This is a genomic window from Enterobacter sp. BIGb0383, assembly GCF_003751845.1.
GTDB lineage: Bacteria > Pseudomonadota > Gammaproteobacteria > Enterobacterales > Enterobacteriaceae > BIGb0383.
The window spans coordinates 1,734,962-1,758,776 of the sequence record NZ_RJKQ01000001.1 but is presented as its reverse complement, the minus strand read 5'-3'; the positions used below and the strand labels follow the sequence as shown (position 1 = coordinate 1,758,776).

General features: G+C 58.2%; 20 protein-coding genes and 1 pseudogene. 13 read left to right on the top strand and 8 right to left on the bottom strand.

What is annotated here, in order from left to right:
• Positions 1-6: 6 nt before the first annotated feature.
• The 3 genes from recO to acpS are packed head-to-tail and all read left to right on the top strand — an operon-like array spanning position 7 to position 1,867.
• Positions 7-717: a DNA repair protein RecO gene (gene recO, locus EDF81_RS08325; protein ID WP_123347601.1), complete on the top strand. Its 711-nt coding sequence runs from the start codon at positions 7-9 to the stop codon at positions 715-717.
• 35 nt (positions 718-752) lie between these two features.
• The gene (pdxJ, locus tag EDF81_RS08320; RefSeq protein WP_123347600.1) at positions 753-1,484 is read left to right on the top strand and encodes a pyridoxine 5'-phosphate synthase; all 732 of its coding nucleotides are present in this window, start codon (positions 753-755) and stop codon (positions 1,482-1,484) included.
• On the top strand, positions 1,484-1,867 hold the full coding sequence (gene acpS, locus EDF81_RS08315) for a holo-ACP synthase (RefSeq protein WP_123347599.1): 384 nt from the start codon (positions 1,484-1,486) through the stop codon (positions 1,865-1,867). The genes pdxJ and acpS overlap by 1 nt, the downstream gene beginning before the upstream one ends.
• Here acpS and EDF81_RS08310 read toward each other — a convergent pair.
• A complete protein-coding gene (locus EDF81_RS08310; protein ID WP_123347598.1) occupies positions 1,864-2,124 on the bottom strand; it encodes a YfhL family 4Fe-4S dicluster ferredoxin in 261 nt (86 codons plus the stop codon). The genes acpS and EDF81_RS08310 overlap by 4 nt on opposite strands.
• A 56-nt stretch (positions 2,125-2,180) precedes the next feature.
• Positions 2,181-3,029: a MurR/RpiR family transcriptional regulator gene (locus EDF81_RS08305; RefSeq protein ID WP_123347597.1), complete on the bottom strand. Its 849-nt coding sequence runs from the start codon at positions 3,027-3,029 to the stop codon at positions 2,181-2,183.
• 120 nt (positions 3,030-3,149) lie between these two features.
• Between EDF81_RS08305 and murQ the strand changes: the two genes are divergently transcribed.
• Genes murQ through tadA form a run of 4 tightly spaced genes read left to right on the top strand, consistent with a single transcriptional unit; the run spans position 3,150 to position 6,635 of the window.
• Complete coding sequence (murQ, locus tag EDF81_RS08300; protein WP_123347596.1) at positions 3,150-4,043, top strand: N-acetylmuramic acid 6-phosphate etherase; 894 nt, start codon at positions 3,150-3,152, stop codon at positions 4,041-4,043.
• A 12-nt stretch (positions 4,044-4,055) separates the two neighbouring features.
• Complete coding sequence (locus EDF81_RS08295) at positions 4,056-5,420, top strand: PTS transporter subunit EIIC (RefSeq protein ID WP_123347595.1); 1,365 nt, start codon at positions 4,056-4,058, stop codon at positions 5,418-5,420.
• Positions 5,421-5,423: 3 nt separating this feature from the next.
• A complete protein-coding gene (gene yfhb / locus EDF81_RS08290) occupies positions 5,424-6,059 on the top strand; it encodes a phosphatidylglycerophosphatase C (protein ID WP_123347594.1) in 636 nt (211 codons plus the stop codon).
• Between the two features lie 30 nt (positions 6,060-6,089).
• Positions 6,090-6,635, top strand: coding sequence for a tRNA adenosine(34) deaminase TadA (gene tadA, locus EDF81_RS08285; RefSeq protein WP_123347593.1), 546 nt, complete (start codon positions 6,090-6,092; stop codon positions 6,633-6,635).
• Here the strand turns inward: tadA and mltF are convergent.
• Positions 6,628-8,181, bottom strand: a complete 1,554-nt coding sequence (gene mltF / locus EDF81_RS08280) for a membrane-bound lytic murein transglycosylase MltF (RefSeq protein ID WP_123347592.1) — start codon at positions 8,179-8,181, stop codon at positions 6,628-6,630. The two genes, tadA and mltF, sit on opposite strands and share 8 nt — an antisense overlap.
• Before the next feature lie 268 nt (positions 8,182-8,449).
• On the opposite strand from mltF, the gene purL reads away from it, so the two are divergent.
• The 5 genes from purL (at position 8,450) to glnB (ending at position 16,835) form a co-directional block, all read left to right on the top strand.
• Positions 8,450-12,337: a phosphoribosylformylglycinamidine synthase gene (purL, locus tag EDF81_RS08275; protein ID WP_123347591.1), complete on the top strand. Its 3,888-nt coding sequence runs from the start codon at positions 8,450-8,452 to the stop codon at positions 12,335-12,337.
• Positions 12,338-12,896: 559 nt separating this feature from the next.
• Positions 12,897-14,333 carry a two component system sensor histidine kinase QseE/GlrK gene (gene qseE / locus EDF81_RS08270; protein ID WP_123347707.1) on the top strand — a complete coding sequence of 479 codons (1,437 nt, stop codon included), beginning with the start codon at positions 12,897-12,899 and terminating at the stop codon, positions 14,331-14,333.
• A 17-nt stretch (positions 14,334-14,350) separates the two neighbouring features.
• Entirely contained in the window at positions 14,351-15,073 is a 723-nt protein-coding gene (qseG, locus tag EDF81_RS08265; RefSeq protein ID WP_260232676.1) for a two-component system QseEF-associated lipoprotein QseG, read from the top strand.
• The gene (gene glrR, locus EDF81_RS08260; protein WP_123347589.1) at positions 15,070-16,407 is read left to right on the top strand and encodes a two-component system response regulator GlrR; all 1,338 of its coding nucleotides are present in this window, start codon (positions 15,070-15,072) and stop codon (positions 16,405-16,407) included. Before qseG ends, glrR begins: the two co-directional genes overlap by 4 nt.
• 89 nt (positions 16,408-16,496) lie before the next feature.
• Entirely contained in the window at positions 16,497-16,835 is a 339-nt protein-coding gene (gene glnB, locus EDF81_RS08255) for a nitrogen regulatory protein P-II (protein ID WP_002438074.1), read from the top strand.
• 45 nt (positions 16,836-16,880) lie between these two features.
• On the opposite strand, the gene hmpA is transcribed toward glnB, so the two are convergent.
• Positions 16,881-18,071 (bottom strand): NO-inducible flavohemoprotein, encoded by a 1,191-nt coding sequence (gene hmpA, locus EDF81_RS08250; protein ID WP_123347588.1) that lies wholly within the window; start codon positions 18,069-18,071, stop codon positions 16,881-16,883.
• 323 nt (positions 18,072-18,394) lie between these two features.
• On the opposite strand from hmpA, the gene glyA reads away from it, so the two are divergent.
• Positions 18,395-19,648: a serine hydroxymethyltransferase gene (glyA, locus tag EDF81_RS08245; RefSeq protein WP_123347587.1), complete on the top strand. Its 1,254-nt coding sequence runs from the start codon at positions 18,395-18,397 to the stop codon at positions 19,646-19,648.
• 643 nt (positions 19,649-20,291) lie between these two features.
• Here glyA and EDF81_RS08235 read toward each other — a convergent pair.
• The 4 genes and pseudogenes from EDF81_RS08235 to EDF81_RS08220 form a co-directional block, all read right to left on the bottom strand.
• A pseudogene (locus EDF81_RS08235) lies at positions 20,292-20,471 on the bottom strand (hypothetical protein); the annotation flags it as partial.
• Positions 20,472-20,602: 131 nt separating this feature from the next.
• Complete coding sequence (locus tag EDF81_RS08230; protein WP_123347584.1) at positions 20,603-21,211, bottom strand: SIS domain-containing protein; 609 nt, start codon at positions 21,209-21,211, stop codon at positions 20,603-20,605.
• Complete coding sequence (locus tag EDF81_RS08225) at positions 21,208-22,845, bottom strand: FGGY-family carbohydrate kinase (RefSeq protein ID WP_123347583.1); 1,638 nt, start codon at positions 22,843-22,845, stop codon at positions 21,208-21,210. The genes EDF81_RS08230 and EDF81_RS08225 overlap by 4 nt, the downstream gene beginning before the upstream one ends.
• Before the next feature lie 16 nt (positions 22,846-22,861).
• Positions 22,862-23,815: an ABC transporter permease gene (locus EDF81_RS08220; protein WP_184999475.1), complete on the bottom strand. Its 954-nt coding sequence runs from the start codon at positions 23,813-23,815 to the stop codon at positions 22,862-22,864.

Here is a 23,815-nt window from a genome sequence, read left to right as displayed (position 1 = left end):
AATAAGATGGAGGGCTGGCAAAGGGCATTTGTCCTCCATAGCCGTCCGTGGAGCGAAACCAGCCTGATGCTGGACGTCTTCACGGAAGAGTCGGGTCGCGTGCGCCTGGTAGCAAAAGGCGCACGTTCAAAACGCTCCAGCCTCAAAGGCGCTCTGCAACCTTTTACCCCTCTGCTGGTCCGCTTTGGCGGGCGCGGCGACGTCAAAACCCTGCGCAGTGCCGAACCCGTTTCGCTGGCGTTACCGCTCAGCGGTATCACGCTCTATAGCGGTCTCTACGTCAACGAACTGATCTCCCGCGTCCTCGAACAGGAAACGCGCTTCTCCGAACTCTTCTTCGACTACCTCAACTGTATCCAGATGCTGGCGGGCGCCACAGGCTCGCCGGAACCGGCCCTGCGTCGCTTTGAGCTGGCGCTGCTGGGTCACCTGGGCTACGGCGTCGATTTCCTCCACTGCGCGGGGAGCGGTGACGAAGTGGATGACGTGATGACCTATCGCTACCGCGAAGAGAAAGGCTTTATTGCCAGTCTGGTTATCGATAACGCCACCTTTACCGGACGTCATCTGCGGGCGCTGGCCGCACGGGAATTTCCTGACAGCGACACCCTGCGCGCGGCGAAACGCTTTACTCGCATCGCCCTGAAGCCGTATCTTGGCGGCAAACCGCTGAAAAGCCGGGAGCTGTTCCGGCAGTTTGTGCCGAAACCGCGTTAAACTATTGCTCTTAATTCCAGGATCTGAGGATTGTCATGGCTGAATTACTGTTAGGCGTCAACATCGATCATATTGCTACTCTGCGCAATGCCCGTGGCACCGCGTATCCCGATCCGGTCCAGGCGGCTTTTATTGCCGAGCAGGCCGGGGCTGACGGGATCACCGTCCATCTGCGCGAAGATCGCCGCCATATCACCGACCGCGACGTGCGCGTTCTGCGCCAGACGCTGGATACGCGGATGAACCTGGAGATGGCGGTCACCGAAGAGATGCTGACCATTGCCTGCGAGACAAAGCCTCATTTCTGCTGCCTGGTGCCGGAAAAGCGTCAGGAAGTCACCACCGAAGGCGGGCTGGACGTAGCCGGTCAGCGGGACAAAATGCGCGACGCCTGTCAGCGCCTGGCCGATGCAGGGATCCTGGTATCGCTGTTTATCGACGCCGATGCAGAGCAGATCAAAGCGGCTGCCGAGGTGGGCGCGCCTTATATTGAGATTCATACCGGCTGCTATGCCGATGCCAAAGACGAAGCCGCTCAGGCGCAGGAGCTGGCGCGTATCGCTAAAGCCGCGACATATGCGGCAAGTCTCGGGCTGAAGGTCAATGCGGGCCACGGTCTGACCTACCACAACGTGCAGGCTATTGCCGCGCTGCCGGAGATGCACGAGCTGAATATCGGCCATGCCATTATTGGCCGGGCGGTGATGAGCGGCCTGAAAGAGGCGGTCAGCGAAATGAAACGCCTGATGCTGGAAGCGCGTCGCTAATGGCTATTCTGGGGCTGGGAACCGACATTGTCGAAATCGCCCGCATTGAAGCGGTGATTGGCCGCAGCGGGGATCGGCTGGCGAAGCGCGTACTCAGCGAAAACGAATGGGCTATCTGGGAGTCTCATCAGCAGCCCGTCCGTTTCCTGGCGAAACGCTTTGCGGTTAAAGAGGCGGCGGCGAAGGCCTTTGGCACCGGTATTCGCAACGGACTGGCGTTTAATCAGTTTGAGGTGTTTAACGACGAGCTGGGCAAACCGCGGTTACGGCTGTGGGGAGAAGCGCAGCGGCTGGCGGAAAAGCTGGGCGTCGGGTCGATTCACGTTACCCTGGCCGATGAACGCCACTACGCCTGCGCGACCGTGATTATCGAAAGTCGTTAAATCTTATCGGCGTGGTGCATCAGGACAAACTTGTCCCACAGCACTTCTTCGGTCTCGACCCGTGCCGGGTCCTTCACAATCGTATTGGGGATCGGGCACACTTTCAGGCAGGTCGGCGTTTCATAGTGGCCGATGCACTCGGTGCAGCGGTCGCTGTTAATCTCATAAATGCTGTCACCCATCGAAATGGCCTCATTCGGGCACTCCGGTTCGCACATATCGCAATTTATGCATTTTTTGGTGATTAACAGCGCCATCGGGAAACTCTCAGAAACAACACAAACAGGGCGGGCATTATACGCGCATTCCCTGCTCAGACCAGCTTTTTAACCAGCGCTTCGCTGTGGCGGATCCGCTCCGGCGCGCGCTCCAGATCCTGCTGAACCAGCCCCATAAACAGCAGATCGGTCAGCATCATCTGCGCGCTGGTGGACGAGATCGCCGCGCTGCGCGTGGCCTGCTCTTCGGCGATGGTATAGAGGCAGTGCGTGGCCCGCTGCTGTAGCGCGTTAGGGGTAAAGCCGGTGATCGCCAGGATCTTACCGCCCACGCGCAGGGTTTCATCTGCCGCGAGATTAATTTCACGCCGCTCGCCGCTGTAGGAGATCGCCAGCAGCACATCTTCCGGTGCCATCGCCTGTACCGTCGCCAGCAGGGCGTGCATATCCTGCTCCACCACCGCATTCAGCCCTATCTTCATTAGCTTCCAGCCGAAATTGCGCGCCACCAGGCCGGACGCGCCGATCCCGGTTAAGACGATACGCCGGGCATCGCGCAGCAGCGCAACGCTTTCCAGCAGCTTATCTTCGCTGTTGACGTCAAGCGAGGCATGCATGGCGGCCAGATTCTCTTTAATCAGCTTCTCGCCGACCAGGCGCAGCGGATCGTCGCCGCGGATCTGGTTATGGACCGGCACAGAGTGCGGCGTCGGACTGCTGGCCAGCGCCTCGCTCAGCGCCAGCTTGAGCGCCGGAAAGCCCTTAAACCCCATTTTTTGCGCGAACTTGACCACGCTGGACTGGCTGACACCGGCCTCCACGGCCAGCTGCTGCGAGCTGAGATGGCGGGCGCGATCGGGCTTGTCCAGCAGGAAGTCGGCCAGTCTCTTATCGCTTTGCGCCAGGCCTGGGTATCGCTGACGAATGCGGATCAAACAGTTCATGGAGGCTCCGGGGTAAAAATGTGACAGTAACAGCAACTTTGTGTTCTGACACCAACGAATGAATTTTATATTCCACGTCATGGTGGTTATTATGAATTAAATATTCAAAAAGGGTCAAATATGAATCTTGGATCGCTGATTTCAGAAACGCGTAACCCGCAGACGATGGATCTGGACGCGCTGACAACAATCGAGCTCGTTAACCGCTTTAATCAACAGGATACGCTGGTTGCGCAGGCGGTAAAAGCCACTTTACCCGATGTGGCGCGTGCGGTGGATGCGGCCGGAGCAGCGCTGCGGGCGGGCGGTCGTCTGATCTATATGGGCGCGGGCACCAGCGGGCGTCTGGGCGTGCTCGACGCCTCGGAATGTCCGCCGACCTTTGGCGTACCGCACGGGCTGGTGATCGGCCTGATTGCCGGAGGACCGGGCGCGCTGCTGAAAGCCGTGGAGGGCGCTGAGGATAATGCCCAGCTGGGCGCGGACGATCTGCAGGCGCTGGAGCTGCGTGCGGAAGATCTGGTCGTCGGACTGGCCGCCTCTGGCCGTACACCCTATGTGATTGGCGGCCTGGCCTGGGCCCGCAAAGTGGGCTGCGCGACGGTCGCTATCTCCTGCAACCCGGATTCGCCGATTGCCCGTGAAGCGGACATTGCTATCTCCCCGGTGGTTGGGCCGGAAGCCTTAACCGGCTCCACGCGGCTTAAATCCGGGACGGCGCAGAAACTGGTGCTGAATATGATCTCCACCGGGGCGATGATCCGCTTCGGCAAGGTGTACCAGAACCTGATGGTGGATATGAAAGCGACCAATATCAAGCTGATGGACAGAGCTTGCCGAATGGTCGTGGAGGCCACGGGAACCACGCGTGAAGAGGCGGAAGCGGTGCTGGAGCAAACGGATCATGAGGTCAAACCGGCCATTCTGATGGTCTTAACCGGGCTGGACGCGGCGGCGGCCAGGCTCAGACTCGACGCGCACCAGGGATTTTTACGCGCGGCACTGGAAAACTAAAAAGAGGCGGATATGGACAAAGCAGCAGCGCTTGCCCGCGAGATCCTGCAGGGCATCGGCGGTCAGAATAATATTGAACGGCTGGAAAACTGCATGACGCGGGTACGCATTGAGGTGCGGGACGAGGCGCAGATGGATCTGCCCCGGCTGCGTAAGCTGCCCGGCGTCAGCGGCTACGTTAAGCAGGGCGAGCAGCACCAGCTGATCGTCGGACCGGGAAAGGCGGCGCAGGTGGTGGATGCGATGCGCAGCCTGATAACGGCTCCTCAGGATAATGCGGTGACGGACGATATTGAGCGTAACAAGGCGCAGGCCAAGGCGAAGTACAAAGCCCCGATGAGCGATGCGCTGCGCCAGCTGGCGAATGTCTTTATCCCGCTGATCCCGGCGTTTATCGCCTCGGGTCTGATTACCGGTATCATCAATATCCTTAAACGGCCGGATATCGTCGGCGATTTCGCGACTCAGTATCCAAATATGCTGGGCCTGCTGGCGATCTTCGGCAGCGCGGTCTTCGCCATTATGAATATTCTGGTAGGGGTTAATACCGCCAAAGTCTTCGGGGGTTCACAGGCGATGGGCGGCGTGATGGCCGGGATCCTCTCCAGCCCGCAGCTGGCGCAGATCACGCTGTTTGGTGAGGCGCTGCAGCCGGGACGCGGCGGGGTGATCGCCGTGCTGCTGGTGGTGGTGCTGATGTGCTGGATCGAGCGCCGACTGCGCAACCTGCTGCCGGGCTCTCTCGAGCTGATCCTCAATCCGCTGCTGACCACGCTGATCGCCGGGACGGTCGCGATCGTGGTACTGCAGCCGCTGGGCGGCTGGATCGCAGAATCCATCGCCCACGGCGCGACCTGGGCTATCGATCGCGGCGGCCTGCTGGTCGGTGCGATCCTCGCGGGGACATTCCTGCCGCTGGTGCTGACCGGTCTGCATCAGGGCCTGGTGCCTATCCACGTGGAGTTGATCCAGGCGCACGGCTATAACGCGCTCCTGCCTATCCTGGCGATGGCTGGCGTCGGTCAGGTCGGCGCAGCGATAGCCGTGCTGATGAAAACGCGCAACGCCCGTCTGAAAAAGGTGATTAAAGGTGCGCTGCCGGTGGGACTGTTGGGGGTTGGCGAGCCGCTGATCTTCGGTGTGACCCTGCCGCTGGGCAAACCGTTTATCGCCGCCTGTCTTGGCGGCGCGGTTGGCGGGGCGCTCATCAGCTACTGTAAAGTGGCGACGGTGATCACCTTTGGTATCTCCGGCCTGCCGCTGGCAATGACGATAGTTACCGGAAAAGTCGTGCTCTATCTGTTAGGCTATTTAGTAGCGGTTATTGCCGGGTTCCTGTTTACCTGGCTGTTAGGGTTTAACGATCCAGAGGAGTAAGGTTTGGCAACGAACGAGCGTCGTGTGGTTTTTTTTGACCTGGATGGCACGCTGCATCAGCAGGATATGTTTGGCAGTTTTCTGCGCTTTTTGCTGCGTCATCAGCCGATCAATGCGCTGCTTGTGCTGTTGCTGCTGCCGGTCATTGGCGGTGGGCTGCTGGTAAAAGGCCGCGCCGCCCGCTGGCCGATGAGCCTGCTGCTGTGGGGCTGCACCTTTGGTCACAGCGAAGCGCGCCTGCGCGAGCTGGAAGCGAAATTTGTGGTCTGGTTTCGCAATAACGTAACCACCTTCCCGGTGGTTCACGCTCGCCTGACGGAGTACCTGACCAGCACCGATGCCGATGTCTGGCTGATCACCGGCTCGCCGCAGCCGCTGGTGCAGCAGGTCTACTTTGATACCCCGTGGCTGCCACGCGTTAATCTGATTGCCAGCCAGCACAGCCGCCGCTTTGGCGGCTGGGTGCTGACGGTACGCTGCCTTGGTCATGAAAAAGTCGCCCAGCTGGAGCGAAAAATCGGCACGCCGCTGCGACTCTATAGCGGCTACAGCGACAGCAACCAGGATAACCCGCTGCTCTATTTCTGCCAGCATCGCTGGCGCGTCACCCCCAGCGGTGAACTGCAGCAGCTGGAATAAGCTGGTTGTCCTGGCGGGCCGATGTGTATAATGCGGCCCGCTTTTTCATCTGGAGTGCTTACCGTGTCGGATAGTGAACTAAACCATGAATACTGGATGCGCCACGCGCTTCGGCTGGCCCGGCGCGCCTGGGAAGAGGGCGAGGTTCCTGTGGGTGCGGTACTGGTTCACGATAACCGGGCCATTGGCGAAGGCTGGAACCGGCCGATTGGCCACCACGATCCGACCGCGCATGCGGAAATTATGGCCCTGCGCCAGGGCGGGCTGGTGCTGCAAAACTATCGCCTGCTGGAAACGACGCTCTATGTCACTCTCGAACCCTGCGTGATGTGCGCCGGGGCGATGGTGCATGGCCGCGTCGGACGGCTGGTATTCGGCGCGCGGGATGCGAAAACCGGTGCGGCCGGTTCCCTGATGGATGTACTGCATCATCCGGGGATGAATCATCGGGTGGAGATTACGGAAGGCGTGCTTGCCGATGAGTGTTCCGCTCTGCTCAGCGACTTTTTCCGCCACCGCAGGGCGCAGAAAAAGGCGCTGAAACAGGCTGAGCAGTCAGACAAAGATATTATCTAGCCGACGGCGGTTCCATCAGCGCGGGTGGGATCGTCAGTCGCAGTCTGTCGAAGGCTTCATCCGGGGTGTAAGCGACAAACGGCAGCACGCCGGAACCGGCATATTTCACTTCACCCGGCGACACTGCCGGGTAACCGGCAGAAAGCTGCAGCGCTTTCTCCGCCATTTTCTCTTTTTCCAGCAGATAGCCGACCAGGCTGATTTCGTATTTGCGGATATTTTCCACATAGGCATAGGCTTCATGGCCCCGGGCGTAGCCGTAGGTCAGCTTACTGTACCAGGCCTTCTGGCTGAGTAGCGGCAGACGCTGCTTCACTTCCGTCCAGCTATCGGGATTCCCTTTCTGCTTCGCCGTCAGCGCCCGCGCATCCAGCATGTGGGCATAGCCCATATTGTAGGCCGCCAGCGCAAACCAGATCCGCTCCTCTTCCGGGACCGTACTCGGGACTTTATCCATCATATCTTTCAGATAGCGCGCGCCGCCGCTGATGCTCTGCTCGGCATCGGTACGGTCAATAATCCCGAGGCTCTGGGCGGTATTGCGGGTCAGCATCATCAGACCGCGCACGCCGGTAGGCGAGGTGGCCTGCGGATCCCAGTGGGATTCCTGATAAGAAATAGCGGCCAGCAGTCGCCAGTCGATATGCTCCGCGTATTTCTCAAACATCGGCTGCAGATCGGGCAGGGTGCTGTCTACCGCACGCAGGAAAGTGCGGGTATCGACATAGTCAAAACCGGCCCCGTGGCCGAGATACTTCTCTTCCAGACGTGAGAGGGTACCGTCTTCATTAATAATGCTAAAAAAGTCGAGTATCGCCGCCGACAGGGTATTGTCATCATCAAGCTGGCTAAACCAGGTCACCGGCTGTTCATCGGTGATATCCAGCGCTACCGCCAGCTCAGGGTGCACGCGCTGGAACAGGCCGATCGCCACGGAATCGGAGACGGTGTAGTCGAGCTGGCCATCAGTTACCGCTTCCAGCAGGCCAAGGGTGCCGCGTTTGTCGTCAACGGTCCAGCTGAGGTCCGGATATTTATCCGCTTTTAACGCCTTCAGGTCGTTGATCGCCACGTGCCCGGGCGCAATCGTCAGCTGCTGCGCGTTGACCGTCGCCAGCGAGCGCGGGCGATAGTTGCCGACGCGATAAACCAGCTGCTGAGAGACCGAGTAATAGGTTGGGCCTGGCTGATAGTTTTTAACGCGCTCGCTGTTGTAGACCAGACCGGCGGCCAGCAGATCCGCGTCGCCGTTATCCAGGTCGTCGAACAGCTGGTTAATATTCTGGCGCACGGTAATCGTCAGCTTTACGCCGAGATAATCGGCAAAGTGTTGGGCCAGCTCATAGTCCAGGCCGATCACTTTGCCGTTGACGTCGGTATAGGTGACCGGTGAAACAATGGTACTGACGCGCAGCTCTCCCCGCGACTGAATCGCGGCGATACGGTTTTCGGCTTTGCCGAACCAGGGGATCGAAGGCCATAGGGCCCCTGCCAGCAGCAGCGTAACCATGCCGATGAGCAGATAATTAATCTTTAATTTTTTCAATTAGTTAATTCTCTGCGTCGTGCTAAGCCTCAGCGTACCGTAGCCATAAAAAGTTGAAGAGCCTGGAGGTGAATGAGCGGCATTTTGCTTAACATTGCGTCAGTTGGCAACTAATTCGCGATGTGGGCCACATAGAATGGTAAAAAAACGCGTTGATTTTATTTCGACGCAAACGGTTTCGTCGAGAGCCAGGATTCTTTATAATAACGCCCGTTTTCCCCCCTTGCGCACACTTAAAGCGCCCCGGCGCTTAGAAGACGAGAGACTTATGATGGAAATTCTGCGTGGTTCGCCTGCACTGTCTGCATTTCGTATTAACAAACTGCTGGCACGATTCCAGGCGGCCAACCTTCCGGTAAGCAACATTTACGCTGAGTATGTCCATTTTGCCGACCTGAATGCGTCCCTGAGTGAAGATGAACATGCGCGACTGGCGCGCCTGTTAAAGTATGGTCCGAGCCTGAGCAGCCATACCCCTTCCGGCAAACTGCTGCTGGTGACCCCGCGTCCTGGCACCATCTCCCCCTGGTCTTCAAAAGCAACCGACATCGCCCATAACTGCGGCCTGAATCAGGTGAGCCGACTGGAACGCGGCGTGGCGTACTCTATTGATGCCCCGACCCTGAGCGCCGAACAGTGGCAGGATGTTGCCGCAGAGCTGCACGACCGTATGATGGAGTGCGTATTCGACGCGCTGGAAGAGGCGGAAAAACTCTTTGCCCACCACCAGCCTGCGCCGGTACAGAGCGTTGATCTGCTGGGGCAGGGCCGCCAGGCGCTGATTGACGCCAACCTGCGTCTTGGCCTGGCGCTGGCGGAAGACGAAATCGACTACCTACAGGATGCGTTTACCCGCCTGGGCCGCAACTCGAACGATATCGAGCTCTATATGTTCGCGCAGGCGAACTCTGAGCACTGCCGCCACAAAATCTTCAATGCCGACTGGATCATTGACGGTGAACAGCAGCCGAAATCGCTGTTCAAAATGATCAAAAACACCTTCGAGCAGACCCCGGACCACGTTCTGTCGGCCTATAAAGACAACGCCGCGGTAATGGAAGGGTCTGAAGTAGGGCGTTTCTTTGCCGACCACGAAGCCGGTCGCTACGCGTACCATCAGGAGCAGGCGCATATCCTGATGAAGGTGGAAACCCACAACCACCCGACCGCCATCTCTCCGTGGCCGGGTGCGGCAACGGGCTCCGGCGGCGAGATCCGCGATGAAGGCGCGACCGGTCGCGGCGCGAAGCCGAAAGCAGGCCTGGTCGGCTTCTCGGTCTCTAACCTGCGTATCCCTGGCTTTGAACAGCCGTGGGAAGAGGACTTCGGTAAGCCTGATCGTATCGTCAGCGCGCTGGATATTATGACCGACGGCCCGCTGGGCGGCGCTGCGTTTAACAACGAGTTTGGCCGTCCGGCCCTGAACGGCTACTTCCGTACCTACGAAGAGAAAGTCACCAGCCACAACGGCGAAGAGCTGCGCGGCTACCACAAGCCGATTATGCTGGCGGGCGGGATCGGTAACATTCGCGACGAGCACGTGCAGAAAGGTGAGATCGTCGTCGGCGCGAAACTGATCGTGCTGGGCGGTCCGGCCATGAACATCGGTCTTGGCGGTGGGGCAGCCTCCTCAATGGCCTCAGGTCAGTCCGATGCCGACCTCGACTTTGCGTCCGTTCAGCGTGACAACCCGGAAATGGAGCGTCGCTGCCAGGAAGTGATCGACCGCTGCTGGCAGCTGGGCGATGCCAACCCGATTCTGTTTATCCACGACGTGGGCGCGGGCGGTCTCTCTAACGCCATGCCGGAGCTGGTCAGCGACGGCGGCCGCGGCGGTCGTTTCTCCCTGCGCGATATCCTCAGCGACGAGCCGGGCATGAGCCCGCTGGAAATCTGGTGTAACGAATCCCAGGAACGCTATGTCATGGCGGTGGCAGCAGACCAGCTGCCGCTGTTTGATGAGCTGTGCCGCCGCGAGCGCGCGCCTTATGCGGTGATTGGTGAAGCGACCGAAGCGCTGCATCTGACCCTTAACGACAGTCATTTTGACAACCAGCCGATCGATATGCCGCTGGATGTGCTGCTCGGCAAGACGCCAAAAATGACCCGCGACGTGCAGACGCTGACGGCGAAAGGCGAAGCCTTTGCGCAGCAGGGCATCACCGTCGCCGAGGCGGTTAATCGCGTTCTGCATCTGCCTGCGGTCGCGGAGAAAACCTTCCTGGTGACCATTGGCGACCGTACCGTGACAGGGATGGTTGCCCGCGACCAGATGGTCGGTCCGTGGCAGGTTCCGGTGGCGAACTGCGCGGTCACCACCGCCAGCCTCGACAGCTACTATGGCGAAGCGATGGCGTTGGGCGAACGCGCTCCGGTCGCGCTGCTGGACTTCGCCGCCTCCGCCCGTCTGGCGGTCGGTGAGGCGCTGACTAACATCGCCGCGACGCAAATTGGCGATATCAAACGTATTAAGCTTTCCGCTAACTGGATGTCTGCTGCAGGCCATCCGGGTGAAGACGCCGGCCTGTATGCGGCGGTTAAAGCTGTCGGTGAGGAGCTGTGTCCGGCCCTGGGCCTGACCATTCCGGTGGGTAAAGACTCCATGTCGATGAAAACCCGCTGGCAGGAAGGTAACGAGCAGCGCGAGATGACCTCGCCGCTGTCGCTGGTGATCACCGCCTTCGCCCGCGTGGAAGATGTGCGTGCCACCATTACGCCGCAGCTCTCGACCGAAGATAACGCCCTGCTGCTGATCGACCTCGGTCAGGGCAACAACGCTCTCGGCGCGACCGCGCTGGCGCAGGTCTATCGTCAGCTGGGCGACAAGCCTGCCGACGTGCGCAGCAGCGCGCAGCTGAAAGGCTTCTACGACGCCATTCAGGCGCTGGTCGCCGCCCGTAAACTGCTGGCCTACCATGACCGTTCCGACGGCGGCCTGCTGGTGACCCTGGCGGAAATGGCCTTTACCGGCCACTGCGGCGTTGAAGCGGATATTGCGGCGCTCGGCGAAGACCGTCTGGCGGCGCTGTTTAATGAAGAGCTGGGTGCGGTGATTCAGGTTCGCGCAGCGGATCGTGAAGCGGTTGAGGCGACCCTCAGCGCCCACGGTCTGGCAGAGTGCGTCCACTATCTGGGCACGGCAACCGCTGGAGATCGCTTTGTGATTACCGCTGACGGTCAGCCGGTATTCAGCGAAAGCCGTACCACCCTGCGTACCTGGTGGGCGGAAACCACCTGGCAGATGCAGCGCCTGCGCGATAACCCGGAGTGCGCCGATCAGGAACACGAGGCGAAAACCCACGACCGCGATCCGGGTCTGAACGTTAAGCTCTCTTTCGACATTAACGACGATGTGGCTGCGCCTTATATTGCGACCGGCGCGCGTCCGAAAGTGGCCGTACTGCGAGAGCAGGGCGTCAACTCCCACGTTGAGATGGCGGCGGCGTTCCACCGTGCCGGCTTCGATGCGATTGACGTGCATATGAGCGACCTGCTGGCAGGACGTACCGGGCTTGAGAGCTTCCAGGCGCTGGTGGCCTGCGGCGGCTTCTCCTACGGGGACGTGCTGGGTGCGGGTGAAGGCTGGGCGAAATCGATCCTCTTCAATAGCCGCGTGCGCGATGAGTTCGAAACCTTCTTCCACCGTCCGCAGACGCTGGCGCTGGGCGTCTGTAACGGCTGTCAGATGATGTCGAATCTGCGCGAGCTGATCCCGGGCAGCGAGCTGTGGCCGCGCTTTGTGCGCAACCATTCCGATCGCTTTGAAGCGCGTTTCAGCCTGGTGGAAATCACCCAGAGCCCGTCGTTGCTGCTGCAGGGCATGGTCGGATCGCAGATGCCGATTGCCGTTTCCCACGGCGAAGGCCGCGTTGAAGTGCGTGATGATGCCCATCTGGCCGCGCTGGAGAGCAAAGGCCTGGTGGCACTGCGCTATGTCGATAACTTCGGTAAAGTGACCCAGACCTATCCGGCGAACCCGAACGGCTCTCCGAACGGGATCACCGCGGTAACCAGCGAAAATGGCCGTGCGACCATCATGATGCCGCACCCGGAGCGCGTATTCCGCACCGTCAGCAACTCCTGGCACCCGGAAAACTGGGGCGAGGACAGCCCGTGGATGCGTATCTTCCGCAATGCCCGTAAGCAGCTGGGCTAAGCCCTGACGTCACAGAAGGCCCTTCGCGAGAGCGGAGGGCTTTTTTTATGTGTCGGTTTTTGCAGACAGGGACTGCCTGAAGGTGTCTCCAAAAGGAGACATTTAACTTGTTGATTTTAAAGCTGGGTATGAAAGCTCCTGCAGGGTGTCGCTAAAAAGAGACGCCATGGTTAATAATTAGTCAGTTATGTGTTTTGTGATTCATTTATAAAATCAATGTAAAACAACGCGTTAATAAATTTATTTGTATTGTGGCACGGATGATGCATAATAATAACCAGTGGCTCATTCACCTTCTTATGTCAGCCCCTTCGGGACGTGCTACATAAACTTCGAATGACGCACAAAAAGGTGCCTGCCGTCCAACTTCTGATAATTGCTTTGCTTTATCAACCATCGGGCGAAACGTTGAGTTAGGCACCGCCTTATTCCATAACAAAGCCAGGCCTGCGCCTGGCTTTGTTGTTTCTGCTTTCCGGGTTTAGCGTAATCAGGGCTTTAACCGGACGGCGACCTCAGTTAGCATCCCATGAAAGCCGATGACAGTGAGACGATTTCCGTGAAGCGCTGGTCCCTTTTTCCCCGTTCGTTACGCCAGCTGGTGATGCTGGCCTTTCTGTTGATCTTACTGCCGCTGCTGGTGCTTGCCTGGCAGGCGTGGCAGAGCCTTAACGCGCTCAGCGCCCAGGCCGCGCTGACTAACCGAACGACGCTTATCGACGCCCGCCGCAGCGAAGCCATGACTAACGCGGCGCTTGAGATGGAGCGTAGCTATCGCCAGTACTGCGTGCTCGACGATCCCACCCTGGCGCGTGTCTACCAGAACCAGCGTAAACGCTATTCTGAAATGCTCGACGCTCACGCGGGCGTGCTGCCGGATGAGAAAATCTGGCAGAGCCTGCGCCAGAGTCTGAACGATCTGGCGAAGATCCAGTGTCACAACAGCGGGCCGGATGCGCAGGCCTCAGCGTGGCTGGAAGGGTTTGCCAGCGCCAATACCGAGATGGTGCAGGCCACCCGCACGGTGGTCTTTTCCCGCGGCCAGCAGCTCCAGCAGGAAATTGCCGAGCGCGGCCAGTTCTTTGGCTGGCAGGCGCTGGTTCTGTTTCTCGTCAGCCTGACGATGGTTCTGCTGTTTACCCGGATGATTATCGGCCCGGTTAAAGGCCTGGAGCGGATGATTAACCGGCTGGGCGAGGGCAGAGCGCTGAGCAATCAGGCCGTGTTCAGCGGGCCGCGCGAACTGCGCTCCGTCGGGCAGCGTATTATCTGGCTCAGCGAACGGCTGGCCTGGCTCGAATCCCAGCGCCACCAGTTTCTGCGTCACCTATCCCACGAGCTAAAAACGCCCCTTGCCAGCATGCGTGAAGGCACCGAGCTGCTGGCCGACGAGGTCGTCGGGCCGCTCACCGCCGAGCAGCAGGAGGTGGTGGCGATCCTCGATAACAGCAGTCGTAATCTGCAAAAACTGATTGAGCAGTTGCTGGACTACAACCGTAAACTGGCTGACGGGGCGGTGGATCTGGAAAGCGTTGAGCTGGCACCGCTGGTCGAAATGGTCCTCTCCGCCCACAGTTTGCCAGCACGGGCTAAAATGATGCATACCGGGGTGAAACTCGACGCCCCGACCTGCCTGGCGGAGCCGATGTTGTTGATGAGCGTGCTGGATAATCTTTATTCCAATGCGGTGCACTACGGCGCTGAATCCGGTAACATTTACATCCAGAGCACTCTCCAGGGCACACGCGTCTTTATCGACGTCGCCAACACCGGCACGCCGATTCCTGACGCGGAAAGAGCCATGATTTTTGAGCCTTTTTACCAGGGGAGCCACCAGCGCAAGGGCGCGGTAAAAGGCACCGGTCTTGGCCTGAGCATTGCCAGAGACTGTATCCGCCGTATGCAGGGCGAACTTCAGCTGGTAGACGACAGCGCGGGCGACGTCCGTTTTCGCATTGTGCTCCCCCTTGCAGCGCCGGAAAACACCATACAATGAATCAATATCGGGTGAGTATGTCACAGGCCTTAGCACGTAATTTTAACGCGAAAATCGTTCGTTCCTTACTGGCCGGGCTGGCGGGACTGACCCTGGCCGGATGCGTATCCCCTTCTTCCGATAGCCCGCCGAACGGCGGTATTAGTGAAAAACTTCCCCAGCATCAGCTGGCCGACTATCTGCTCACCGACTGTGATGATATCCAGCTGATGACCGGGACGGCGACGGAAAGTAACCCGCTGTTCTGGATGCGGGCCATGGACTGCGCCGGACGTCTGCCTCCCGCCGAGGCCCGCGCACAGGCGCGTCTGCAGCTGGATGACACCTGGCAGGACGGTTTTATGCACGCCATTTTACTGGGCAGCGCGAAGATCACCCCGCTGGAGCGTCGGGAAATGATGGCGCGTCTCGATGCCTTTAGCAGCGGGATCCCCGGTCAGGTGCGGCCGCTGTATCAGATCTGGCGCGACGGGCAGATGCTCGAACTGCAGCTCTCCAGCGAACGTTCCCGCTACGCGAAGCTGCAGCAGTCTACCGACGGCGAGCTGGACACGCTGCGTCAGCAGCAGGAACACCTGCGCAACCAGCTTGATCTCACGACCCGCAAGCTGGAAAATCTGACCGATATCGAAAGGCGGCTGTCGTCGCGTAAACCCACGGCGGCTTTCAACCCGGACAGCGACCGGAGCGGTGACAAATCTGCCCCGGAAGATGAACCACAGGGAGAGGAGAATCCATGACGGGGCATAAATCGGCGCATTTGCTGCTGGTCGATGACGATCCGGGCCTGCTGAAGCTACTGGGCATGCGTCTGACCAGCGAAGGCTACAGCGTGGTCACCGCCGAAAGCGGTCAGGAAGGCCTGCGGGTACTGGCCCGGGATAAAATTGACCTGGTGATCAGCGATCTGCGGATGGATGAGATGGACGGCATGCAGCTGTTCAGCGAAATCCAGAAGGTCCAGCCGGGAATGCCGGTCATCATTCTTACCGCCCACGGCTCGATCCCCGACGCCGTGGCCGCCACCCAGCAGGGTGTCTTCAGCTTTCTGACCAAGCCGGTCGACAAAGATGCGCTCTACCAGGCGATTGACGGCGCGCTGGAGCATACCGCGGCTTCCAGCGATGAACAGTGGCGCGAGTCGATTGTCACCCGCAGCCCGCTGATGCTGCGCCTGCTGGAGCAGGCCAGGATGGTGGCGCAGTCGGATGTCAGCGTGCTGATCAACGGTCAGAGCGGCACCGGTAAGGAGATCCTCGCCCAGGCGATTCACAACGCCAGCCCGCGCTGTAAAAACCCCTTTATCGCTATTAACTGCGGCGCGCTGCCGGAGCAGTTGCTGGAGTCCGAGCTGTTTGGTCACGCCAGAGGGGCGTTTACCGGGGCGGTCAGCAACCGGGAAGGGCTGTTTCAGGCGGCCGAGGGCGGTACTCTGTTCCTCGATGAGATTGGTGATATGCCCGCGCCTTTGCAGGTGAAGCTGCTGCGTGTCCTGCAGGAGCGCAAGGTGCGTCCGCTGGGCAGCAACCGCGATCTGGATATCGACGTGCGCATTGTTTCGGCGACCCACCGGGATCTGCCTAAGGCGATGGCGCGCGGCGAGTTTCGTGAAGATCTCTTCTACCGCCTGAACGTGGTCAATCTGAAGATCCCGGCGCTGGCCGAGCGGTCTGAAGATATTCCGCTGCTGGCAAACCATCTGCTGCGCCAGTCGGCGGACCGGCATAAACCCTTTGTGCGCGCGTTTTCTACCGATGCCATGAAGCGCCTGATGACGGCCAGCTGGCCGGGCAACGTGCGTCAGCTGGTGAACGTGATCGAGCAGTGTGTGGCCCTGACCTCATCGCCGGTGATTGGTGATGCGCTGGTTGAGCAGGCGCTGGAAGGGGAAAACACCGCGCTGCCGACCTTTGTTGAGGCGCGTAATCAGTTTGAGCTGAACTATCTGCGTAAGCTGCTGCAAATTACCAAAGGCAATGTGACCCACGCTGCAAGGATGGCCGGCCGCAACCGGACCGAATTCTACAAACTGCTGTCGCGCCACGAGCTTGAGGCGAATGATTTCAAAGAGTAGTTTTCCTGCCGCAAATTTTCGACAGTTGTGATACGTTGGACGAGCAACCGGTTACGTGATGACAGACAGGCGAGTAGCAAAGGAACACCATGAAAAAGATTGATGCGATTATTAAGCCCTTCAAACTGGACGATGTCCGCGAAGCGCTGGCAGAAGTAGGCATTACCGGGATGACGGTAACCGAAGTGAAAGGCTTTGGTCGTCAGAAGGGCCATACCGAGCTTTACCGTGGCGCAGAGTATATGGTCGATTTTCTGCCGAAAGTGAAAATTGAAATCGTGGTGACTGACGATATCGTCGATACCTGTGTGGATACGATTATCCGCACGGCGCAGACCGGTAAAATTGGCGACGGTAAGATTTTTGTCTTCGACGTGGCACGCGTGGTACGTATTCGTACCGGCGAAGAAGACGACGCGGCAATCTGATGTATCACCCGGCCTTCTTCGCAAGAGAAGGCCGGATATTTACGCTTACAGCACCTTATGCGGGCCGAAGCATTCGTAATGAATACGCTCTGCGTCCACGCCCAGCGCTACCAGCTGCTGTGCAGCAAACTGCATAAACGCCACCGGACCACAAAGCCAGAACTCTCCCTTCGGATTGCTGAACTGCCCCTCAAACTGCCCCAGATTCATTAATCCTTCGCTGTTAAAGCGTCCGTCCGCCCGATCGGCTTCGTCCGGGGTGCGATACCAGATATGCGAGGCGAAACGCGGCAGCTGGCTGCCCGCGGCGCTGACCTCATCGGCAAAGGCATGCACCGCGCCGTTTTCGGCGGCATGGAACCAGTTGACCTGGGCCGGATGCTGACTTCCGGCAAGCGTTGCGAGCATCGCCAGCATCGGAGTCTGGCCGACGCCTGCCGAGATCAGCGTGACCGGCGTCTGCGGGCTAACCTGCATAAAGAAGTCGCCAGCCGGTGCGGCCAGATGGATCACGTCGCCCGCTTCGGCGATGTCATGCAGCCAGCTGGAGACACGACCGCCATCTTCGCGCTTCACGGCGATACGGTAATGCTGCGGATTATCTCCGCCGGTGAGGGAGTACTGACGGATCTCCTGATACTCAAAGCCGTCGGGTTTTAACCAGACGCCGAGGTACTGACCCGGTTTATATTCCGCAATGGCTTTACCATCGACCGGTGCCAGTTCGAAGCTGGTAATCAACCGGCTGCGCGGCGTTTTTGCCACAATGCGGAACGCGCGAGTGCCTTCCCAGCCGCCGGATTTCGCGGCGTTCTGCTGGTAAAGCTGATCTTCACGCTGAATAAAGACCCCGGCCAGCACACCGTAGGCTTTGCCCCAGGCATCCAGCACCTCCTGACCCGGGCTGAACATCTCATCCAGGGTTGCCAGCAGATGTTCGCCGACGATGTTGTACTGCTCCGGCTTAATCTGGAAGCTGGTGTGCTTCTGGGCGATCTTCTCCACCGCAGGCAGCAAAGCGGCCAGATTCTCAAGATTGCTGGCATAGGCGGCAATGGCATTGAACAGCGCTTCACGCTGATCGCCGTTGCGCTGGTTGCTCATATTGAAGATATCTTTCAGTTCCGGATTGTGGGCAAACATGCGGTCGTAAAAGTGGGCGGTCAGCTTAGGACCGGTTTCTACCAGCAGGGGAATGGTCGATTTTACCGTTGCGATGGTTTGGGCGTCTAACATAGTCTCTTCCTTCATATGTTACTTATAAGTTGTATTTTAGATGCATCTTATAGGTAATCCCCCTCGGTTGTAAAGGAGATGTTTCGCGCCGACGACCGCGCATGAAGGTGAATTATTTGCATCTGCAAACTGAAAATAAATCCGTTTTTGCGGCGCAGGTCTTTGTTGGTCAAACCCTTGTGTCATGCGGAGCCAATCGTTTGCGTAAAATCCTTTGTCAAGACCTGTTATCAGAATTTGAATCAGTTATACTGTTGGCCGTTGTCCAACAGGACTGCCTTTTACGGGCAAAATTTTATTGTTAGCTGAGTCAGGAGATGCGGATGTTAAAGCGTGAAATGAACATTGCCGATTATGATGCCGAACTGTGGCAGGCTATGGAGCAGGAAAAAGTACGTCAGGAAGAGCACATCGAACTGATCGCCTCCGAGAACTACACCAGCCCGCGTGTGATGCAGGCGCAGGGCTCTCAGCTGACCAACAAATATGCTGAAGGTTATCCGGGCAAACGCTACTACGGCGGCTGCGAGTATGTTGATATCGTTGAGCAGCTGGCGATTGACCGTGCGAAAGCACTGTTCGGTGCCGACTACGCTAACGTGCAGCCGCACTCCGGCTCACAGGCTAACTTCGCGGTCTATACCGCGCTGCTGCAGCCGGGCGATACCGTTCTGGGTATGAACCTGGCGCAGGGCGGTCACCTGACCCACGGCTCCCCGGTTAACTTCTCCGGCAAACTGTATAACATCATCCCTTACGGTATCGATGAGTCCGGCAAAATTGACTACGAAGATATGGCGAAGCAGGCGCAGACCCACAAACCGAAGATGATTATCGGTGGTTTCTCTGCCTATTCCGGCGTGGTTGACTGGGCCAAAATGCGTGAAATCGCAGACAGCATCGGTGCGTATCTGTTCGTTGATATGGCGCACGTTGCCGGTCTGATCGCCGCTGACGTCTACCCGAACCCGGTTCCACATGCTCACGTTGTGACCACCACCACTCACAAAACCCTGGCAGGTCCACGCGGTGGCCTGATCCTGGCGAAAGGCGGTGACGAAGAGCTGTACAAAAAACTGAACTCTGCCGTTTTCCCAAGCGCGCAGGGCGGCCCGCTGATGCACGTTATCGCGGCGAAAGCCGTGGCGCTGAAAGAAGCGATGGAGCCGGAGTTCAAAGTTTACCAGCAGCAGGTTGCCAAAAACGCCAAAGCGATGGTGGAAGTGTTCCTGAACCGCGGCTACAAAGTGGTTTCCGGCGGCACGGAAAACCACCTGTTCCTGCTGGATCTGGTGGATAAAAACCTGACCGGTAAAGAAGCTGACGCTGCCCTGGGCCGCGCCAATATCACCGTCAACAAAAACAGCGTGCCGAACGATCCGAAGAGCCCGTTTGTGACTTCCGGTATCCGTATCGGTTCTCCGGCGGTCACCCGTCGTGGCTTTAAAGAAGCGGAAGTGAAAGAGCTGGCCGGCTGGATGTGTGACGTGCTGGACAACATCAATGACGAAGCCGTTATTGAACGCGTGAAGCAGAAAGTACTGGAAATCTGCGCTCGCTTCCCGGTTTACGCATAAGCGTTATCGTTTGAAGCTAAGAAGGCCGCCGCGTGCGGCCTTTTTAATCTGTTAGCATCATCACCTTGAGATTTTTTCCCTCTATTGGGAAAATTATCAAGCGTTCACCATTTTATGTGGCGACTAACTATAACTATCATGAATATAGCAAATACCCCGACAGGCCAAATTGGTCCTTCCGGAAAGAAATATACCAGGGTGGTTGCAAAAAAAAGTGTCAGCAATCCTGGGCCATATATTGAGAATAAAAACTTACATTGCCATTTTAAAAATCGTTTGAGAAGTTTTATCATAGTTGCCTAATCATCGCTGCATTATATTAATTATAATTTGAATGTATGGTTTTCTTGATGGGGTTATTTTAATCCCCAGAGGTTACCATTTCACGTAACGAGCAAAGATAACGCAAATGAATAAGGCGAACAAACCTGTAGGCAATAGTGAGCTTTCAGGGAAAAAACACCCCTGAGCTAATGCGAATATAATGATTAGTGCTAACTGACCATAATGCGAAACTAAGGATCTGAAAAGCCTTCTAAAAAACCTTTTTATATAACCCATCATGATCACCGAACCATTTTGATAATGATTTCTGCAATGCCGCCATTCGACGCCTATTTTGTTTTATATGCCTGCTCGATCAAATACCCTGATATTCATCAGTGAAGCAAGAGGTGTAATAAAGCAGGCGGGTCGCTCCTGCACCTATTGTTGTAACATGATCGGCTACTTTTTCTCTGACACCCGTTAACGCGTGGTCAAGCTTTAATGCGAGGATTCTGTTGGATTGTAAATAGCCTGTGACTTCATTCCTGTAGTACATAACCGCTCCTTGCGAATTTATACTCCATCAGTTCGGCAAGAATAAGCGTTCCAGGTTGGCGAGTAAATAAATATAAGGCCCGAAAGCGGGTTCTCCTTCGGGCCTGACTTTATAATATGGCTACCGTGGGGTTATTGATTTTTCTGTCTTTGCCTTAGTGTCAGCCCCACATTGCCACCCGGATGCACCGCCAGCAGGCTTTCTTTCGAATAGCCACTTTCGCTCATCAGACATGCGCAGGCGGCGTCGAAAATGGCCAGCACCAGAATAATGGAGGTGGTCGCCAGCATATTCAGCGGGTCGGCCTCGCGCTGGACGCCGGTAGAGATAACCAGCCGCGACGCCAGCGCTATCGCCGACGCCGGGTTTTCGGTAACGGCCAGCACCGGCACGTTTCTGGCCGCCAGTCCCGGCAACAGCCGGGTCAGCTCGTCCGAGTTGCCGCCGCGGGAGAGCATAATCACCAGGTCGTCTTCGCGTAAAAACCCCATGTCGCCGTGGGCGGCATCGGTGGCGCTCAGGTAGATCGCCGGACGCTCGACGCAGGCCAGCATATGGGCGATTTTGCGCGCGGCAATGCCGGAGGTACCGACTCCGGTGACGACAATTTTCCCCTGACATCCGCGCAGTTCCGCCATCAGCGATGCCCACAGGGATTCGTCCAGATGCTGGCCTAAACCGGCCAGCGCTTCACTGTAGAGTGTCCAGGTGCCGGTGGCCTGCTGCCATGCGTGGTTCATACGTCCTCCTGCATTAACTGACGGTATTTCATATGGTCCTGGTACATCTCATGGAACACCCGGTATTTGCGGTCGTAATACTGCTTGATGCGGTTGGTCTGCGGCGTTACCGTTTTGCCAATCCGGCTCATCGCGGACATGGCTTCCGGGAAGGTCTCAAAGACGCCAGCGGCGACGGTGCCCATCATCGCGCTGCCGAGCAGCATTGCCTCGCTCTCTTCCGGGAGCAGCATGGCGCAGCCGGTGGCGTTGGCGTGCTCCTGCACGAACACCGGATTTTTGGTGCCGCCGCCGCTGGCCATAATGGTGTCGATGGTGTAGCCGCTCTGATTCATCGTTTCGATAATATGGCGGGTGCCGAGTGCGATAGCCTGGATGGTCGCCAGATAATGCAGCGCCATATCTTCCGGCGTGCGCGACAGCTTCAGGCCGGTAATCGCGCCGGTCAGCGTCGGGTTAGCGCGCGGCGAGCGGTTGCCGTGGAAGTAGGGCAGAAGATGGATATCACGGGTCAGGAAGGCGATATTTTCTGGTTCGCCGGCCATCTTGCGCAGCAGCGCGTTCAGCGCTTCGTAAATGGTCTGCCCCTGGGCTTTAGCCTGGGCCAGCAGAGCGTCATAGCAGGGATGAGACTGAATCATATGGTCGATAAGCGCCCCGGTTGCCGACTGGCCGCCTTCATTGAGCCAGGAGTCAGGCAGCACCGCCGAGTAGTACGGGCCCCAGACGCCGCCGATAAAGCGCGGCGTTTTTGAGATAGCCATATGGCCCGTTGACGTGCCGCCAATCAGCGCGATGCGGCGGTCAAAATCGGCGACTTCACCGGAAACGCCGCAGGCGCCGAGCGTCCCGAGCGTGCCCGCGTGGGCATCGATAATCGACACGCTGACCGCCGTACCCGGTATCAGCCCCATTTCGCTGGCGGCGCGCTGGGTCAGACCGTGACCCAGCGGCTCGCCCATGGTTTTCACGTAGCGGCCGATTTTCTCGGCATCATGTACCAGCAAATCCTCCAGGCCAATCTGGCGGAAATAGCTGGCGTCCCAGCTATCTTCATGGCCCATATAGGTCCATTTACAGACCGTGGAGCAGAGCGAGCGCGTATCGTCCCCGGTGGCGCGCCAGGTCAGGAAGTCGGGGAGATCGAAAAAGTACCCTGCGTTAGCCCAGGTATTGGGCATATGCTGCTTCAGCCACAGCAGCTTCGGCGTCTGCATTTCCGGCGAGATAATGCCGCCGACGTAGTCCAGGACGCGGTGGTGCAGGGCGTTGATGCGCTCGGCCTGCGTAATGGCGCGGTGATCCATCCATACCACGATATTTTGCTCGCTGCGTCCGGACGGGCTGACGGTCAGGGGCTTGCCCTCTTTATCCAGCACCACCAGTGAGCAGGTGGCGTCGAATCCCAGCCCTTTGACCTGAATCGGGTTGATATCCGACTGGTTAATCGCATCGCGCACCGCGTTACACACCCCCTGCCAGATATTGTCTGAGGATTGCTCCACGAAATCGGCCTGCGGGCGATAAATTTCAATGGCCCGGCTGGCCTGACCGACCATTCTGCCGTTCAGATCAAACACGCCTGCGCGCGCGCTCCCGGTCCCTACATCCACACCAATGAAGTAACTCGCCATTATTTTTCTCCCGACATCAGGCTTTACGATTTTGTAATGCGATAAAGAGGATCAGCACGGCGCCCCAGAGCGCCATCGTGAGGTAGCTACTGACCCCCAGCAAATTCAGGCCGCTTTCCAGCATTTGCAGCACGATGAGCGCCAGGACCAGACCGATAACGCGCCCGAAGCCGCCGTCCGGGTTAATCCCGCCGAGCACCGAGGCCAGGATGGTCACCAGCAGGTAAGATTCACCGTATCCCGCTTTCGCCGAGTTGAATTTCGCCATCATCAAAATGGCGGCCGCCCAGCCGAGCAGCGCGGAAATCACATACACCGCAATCTGCACGCGCACGGTATTGACGCCGCTGTAGCGCGTGGCCTGTTCGTTGGATCCCACCAGATAAAGGCTGCGCCCGAGCGTGGTATGCTCCAGCAGCACCCACAGCAGCACCGCCACCAGCAGAAAGAGCAGCAGCGCGACGGGGATACCCGCGATGCTGGCATTGCCGAGGAACTGAATCGCCGCCGGAAAGCCGGAAATCACCGTCCCGTCGGAGAGCAGAATGTTGAGGCCGGAGATCAGCGTCATGGTGCCAAGCGTGGCGAGGATCGGCGAGACACCCACCCAGGCGATAAGCGCCCCGTTAAGCGTGCCGATTGCCACCGCCACCGCGAGACCGGCCAGCAGCGCCAGCAGCAGAAAGAGTGGATTATCGGGATGGCTGACAATGATCGCCGCCATCACCAGCGAGCAGGCGTTGGCCCCGGCGATAATCGACAGGTTAATGCCGCCCGTGAGCATGGTGATGCCCATCCCGAGCGCCAGCAGGCCAAGAATCGGCAGCTGCGAGCTGATGGACTGGAAGTTGGCGATGCTGAAGAAGCGGCTGCCCAGCAGGACTGAAAAGACCACGGCAACCAGGATAATCATCACGCACTGCAGGCGGATGATGGCATCACCGGGTAAGCGTCTGATGAAGGCGTTCAT

Coding starts and splice junctions, on each gene's coding strand:
- EDF81_RS08310 (WP_123347598.1), bottom strand. CDS start 2,124: ATGGCGCTGTTAATCACCAAAAAATGCATAAATTGCGATATGTGCGAA.
- qseG (WP_260232676.1), top strand. CDS start 14,351: ATGTCACAGGCCTTAGCACGTAATTTTAACGCGAAAATCGTTCGTTCC.
- glnB (WP_002438074.1), top strand. CDS start 16,497: ATGAAAAAGATTGATGCGATTATTAAGCCCTTCAAACTGGACGATGTC.
- acpS (WP_123347599.1), top strand. CDS start 1,484: ATGGCTATTCTGGGGCTGGGAACCGACATTGTCGAAATCGCCCGCATT.
- EDF81_RS08225 (WP_123347583.1), bottom strand. CDS start 22,845: ATGGCGAGTTACTTCATTGGTGTGGATGTAGGGACCGGGAGCGCGCGC.
- recO (WP_123347601.1), top strand. CDS start 7: ATGGAGGGCTGGCAAAGGGCATTTGTCCTCCATAGCCGTCCGTGGAGC.
- pdxJ (WP_123347600.1), top strand. CDS start 753: ATGGCTGAATTACTGTTAGGCGTCAACATCGATCATATTGCTACTCTG.
- glrR (WP_123347589.1), top strand. CDS start 15,070: ATGACGGGGCATAAATCGGCGCATTTGCTGCTGGTCGATGACGATCCG.
- hmpA (WP_123347588.1), bottom strand. CDS start 18,071: ATGTTAGACGCCCAAACCATCGCAACGGTAAAATCGACCATTCCCCTG.
- glyA (WP_123347587.1), top strand. CDS start 18,395: ATGTTAAAGCGTGAAATGAACATTGCCGATTATGATGCCGAACTGTGG.
- purL (WP_123347591.1), top strand. CDS start 8,450: ATGATGGAAATTCTGCGTGGTTCGCCTGCACTGTCTGCATTTCGTATT.
- murQ (WP_123347596.1), top strand. CDS start 3,150: ATGAATCTTGGATCGCTGATTTCAGAAACGCGTAACCCGCAGACGATG.
- EDF81_RS08230 (WP_123347584.1), bottom strand. CDS start 21,211: ATGAACCACGCATGGCAGCAGGCCACCGGCACCTGGACACTCTACAGT.
- tadA (WP_123347593.1), top strand. CDS start 6,090: ATGCGGCCCGCTTTTTCATCTGGAGTGCTTACCGTGTCGGATAGTGAA.
- EDF81_RS08295 (WP_123347595.1), top strand. CDS start 4,056: ATGGACAAAGCAGCAGCGCTTGCCCGCGAGATCCTGCAGGGCATCGGC.
- EDF81_RS08220 (WP_184999475.1), bottom strand. CDS start 23,815: ATGAACGCCTTCATCAGACGCTTACCCGGTGATGCCATCATCCGCCTG.
- EDF81_RS08305 (WP_123347597.1), bottom strand. CDS start 3,029: ATGAACTGTTTGATCCGCATTCGTCAGCGATACCCAGGCCTGGCGCAA.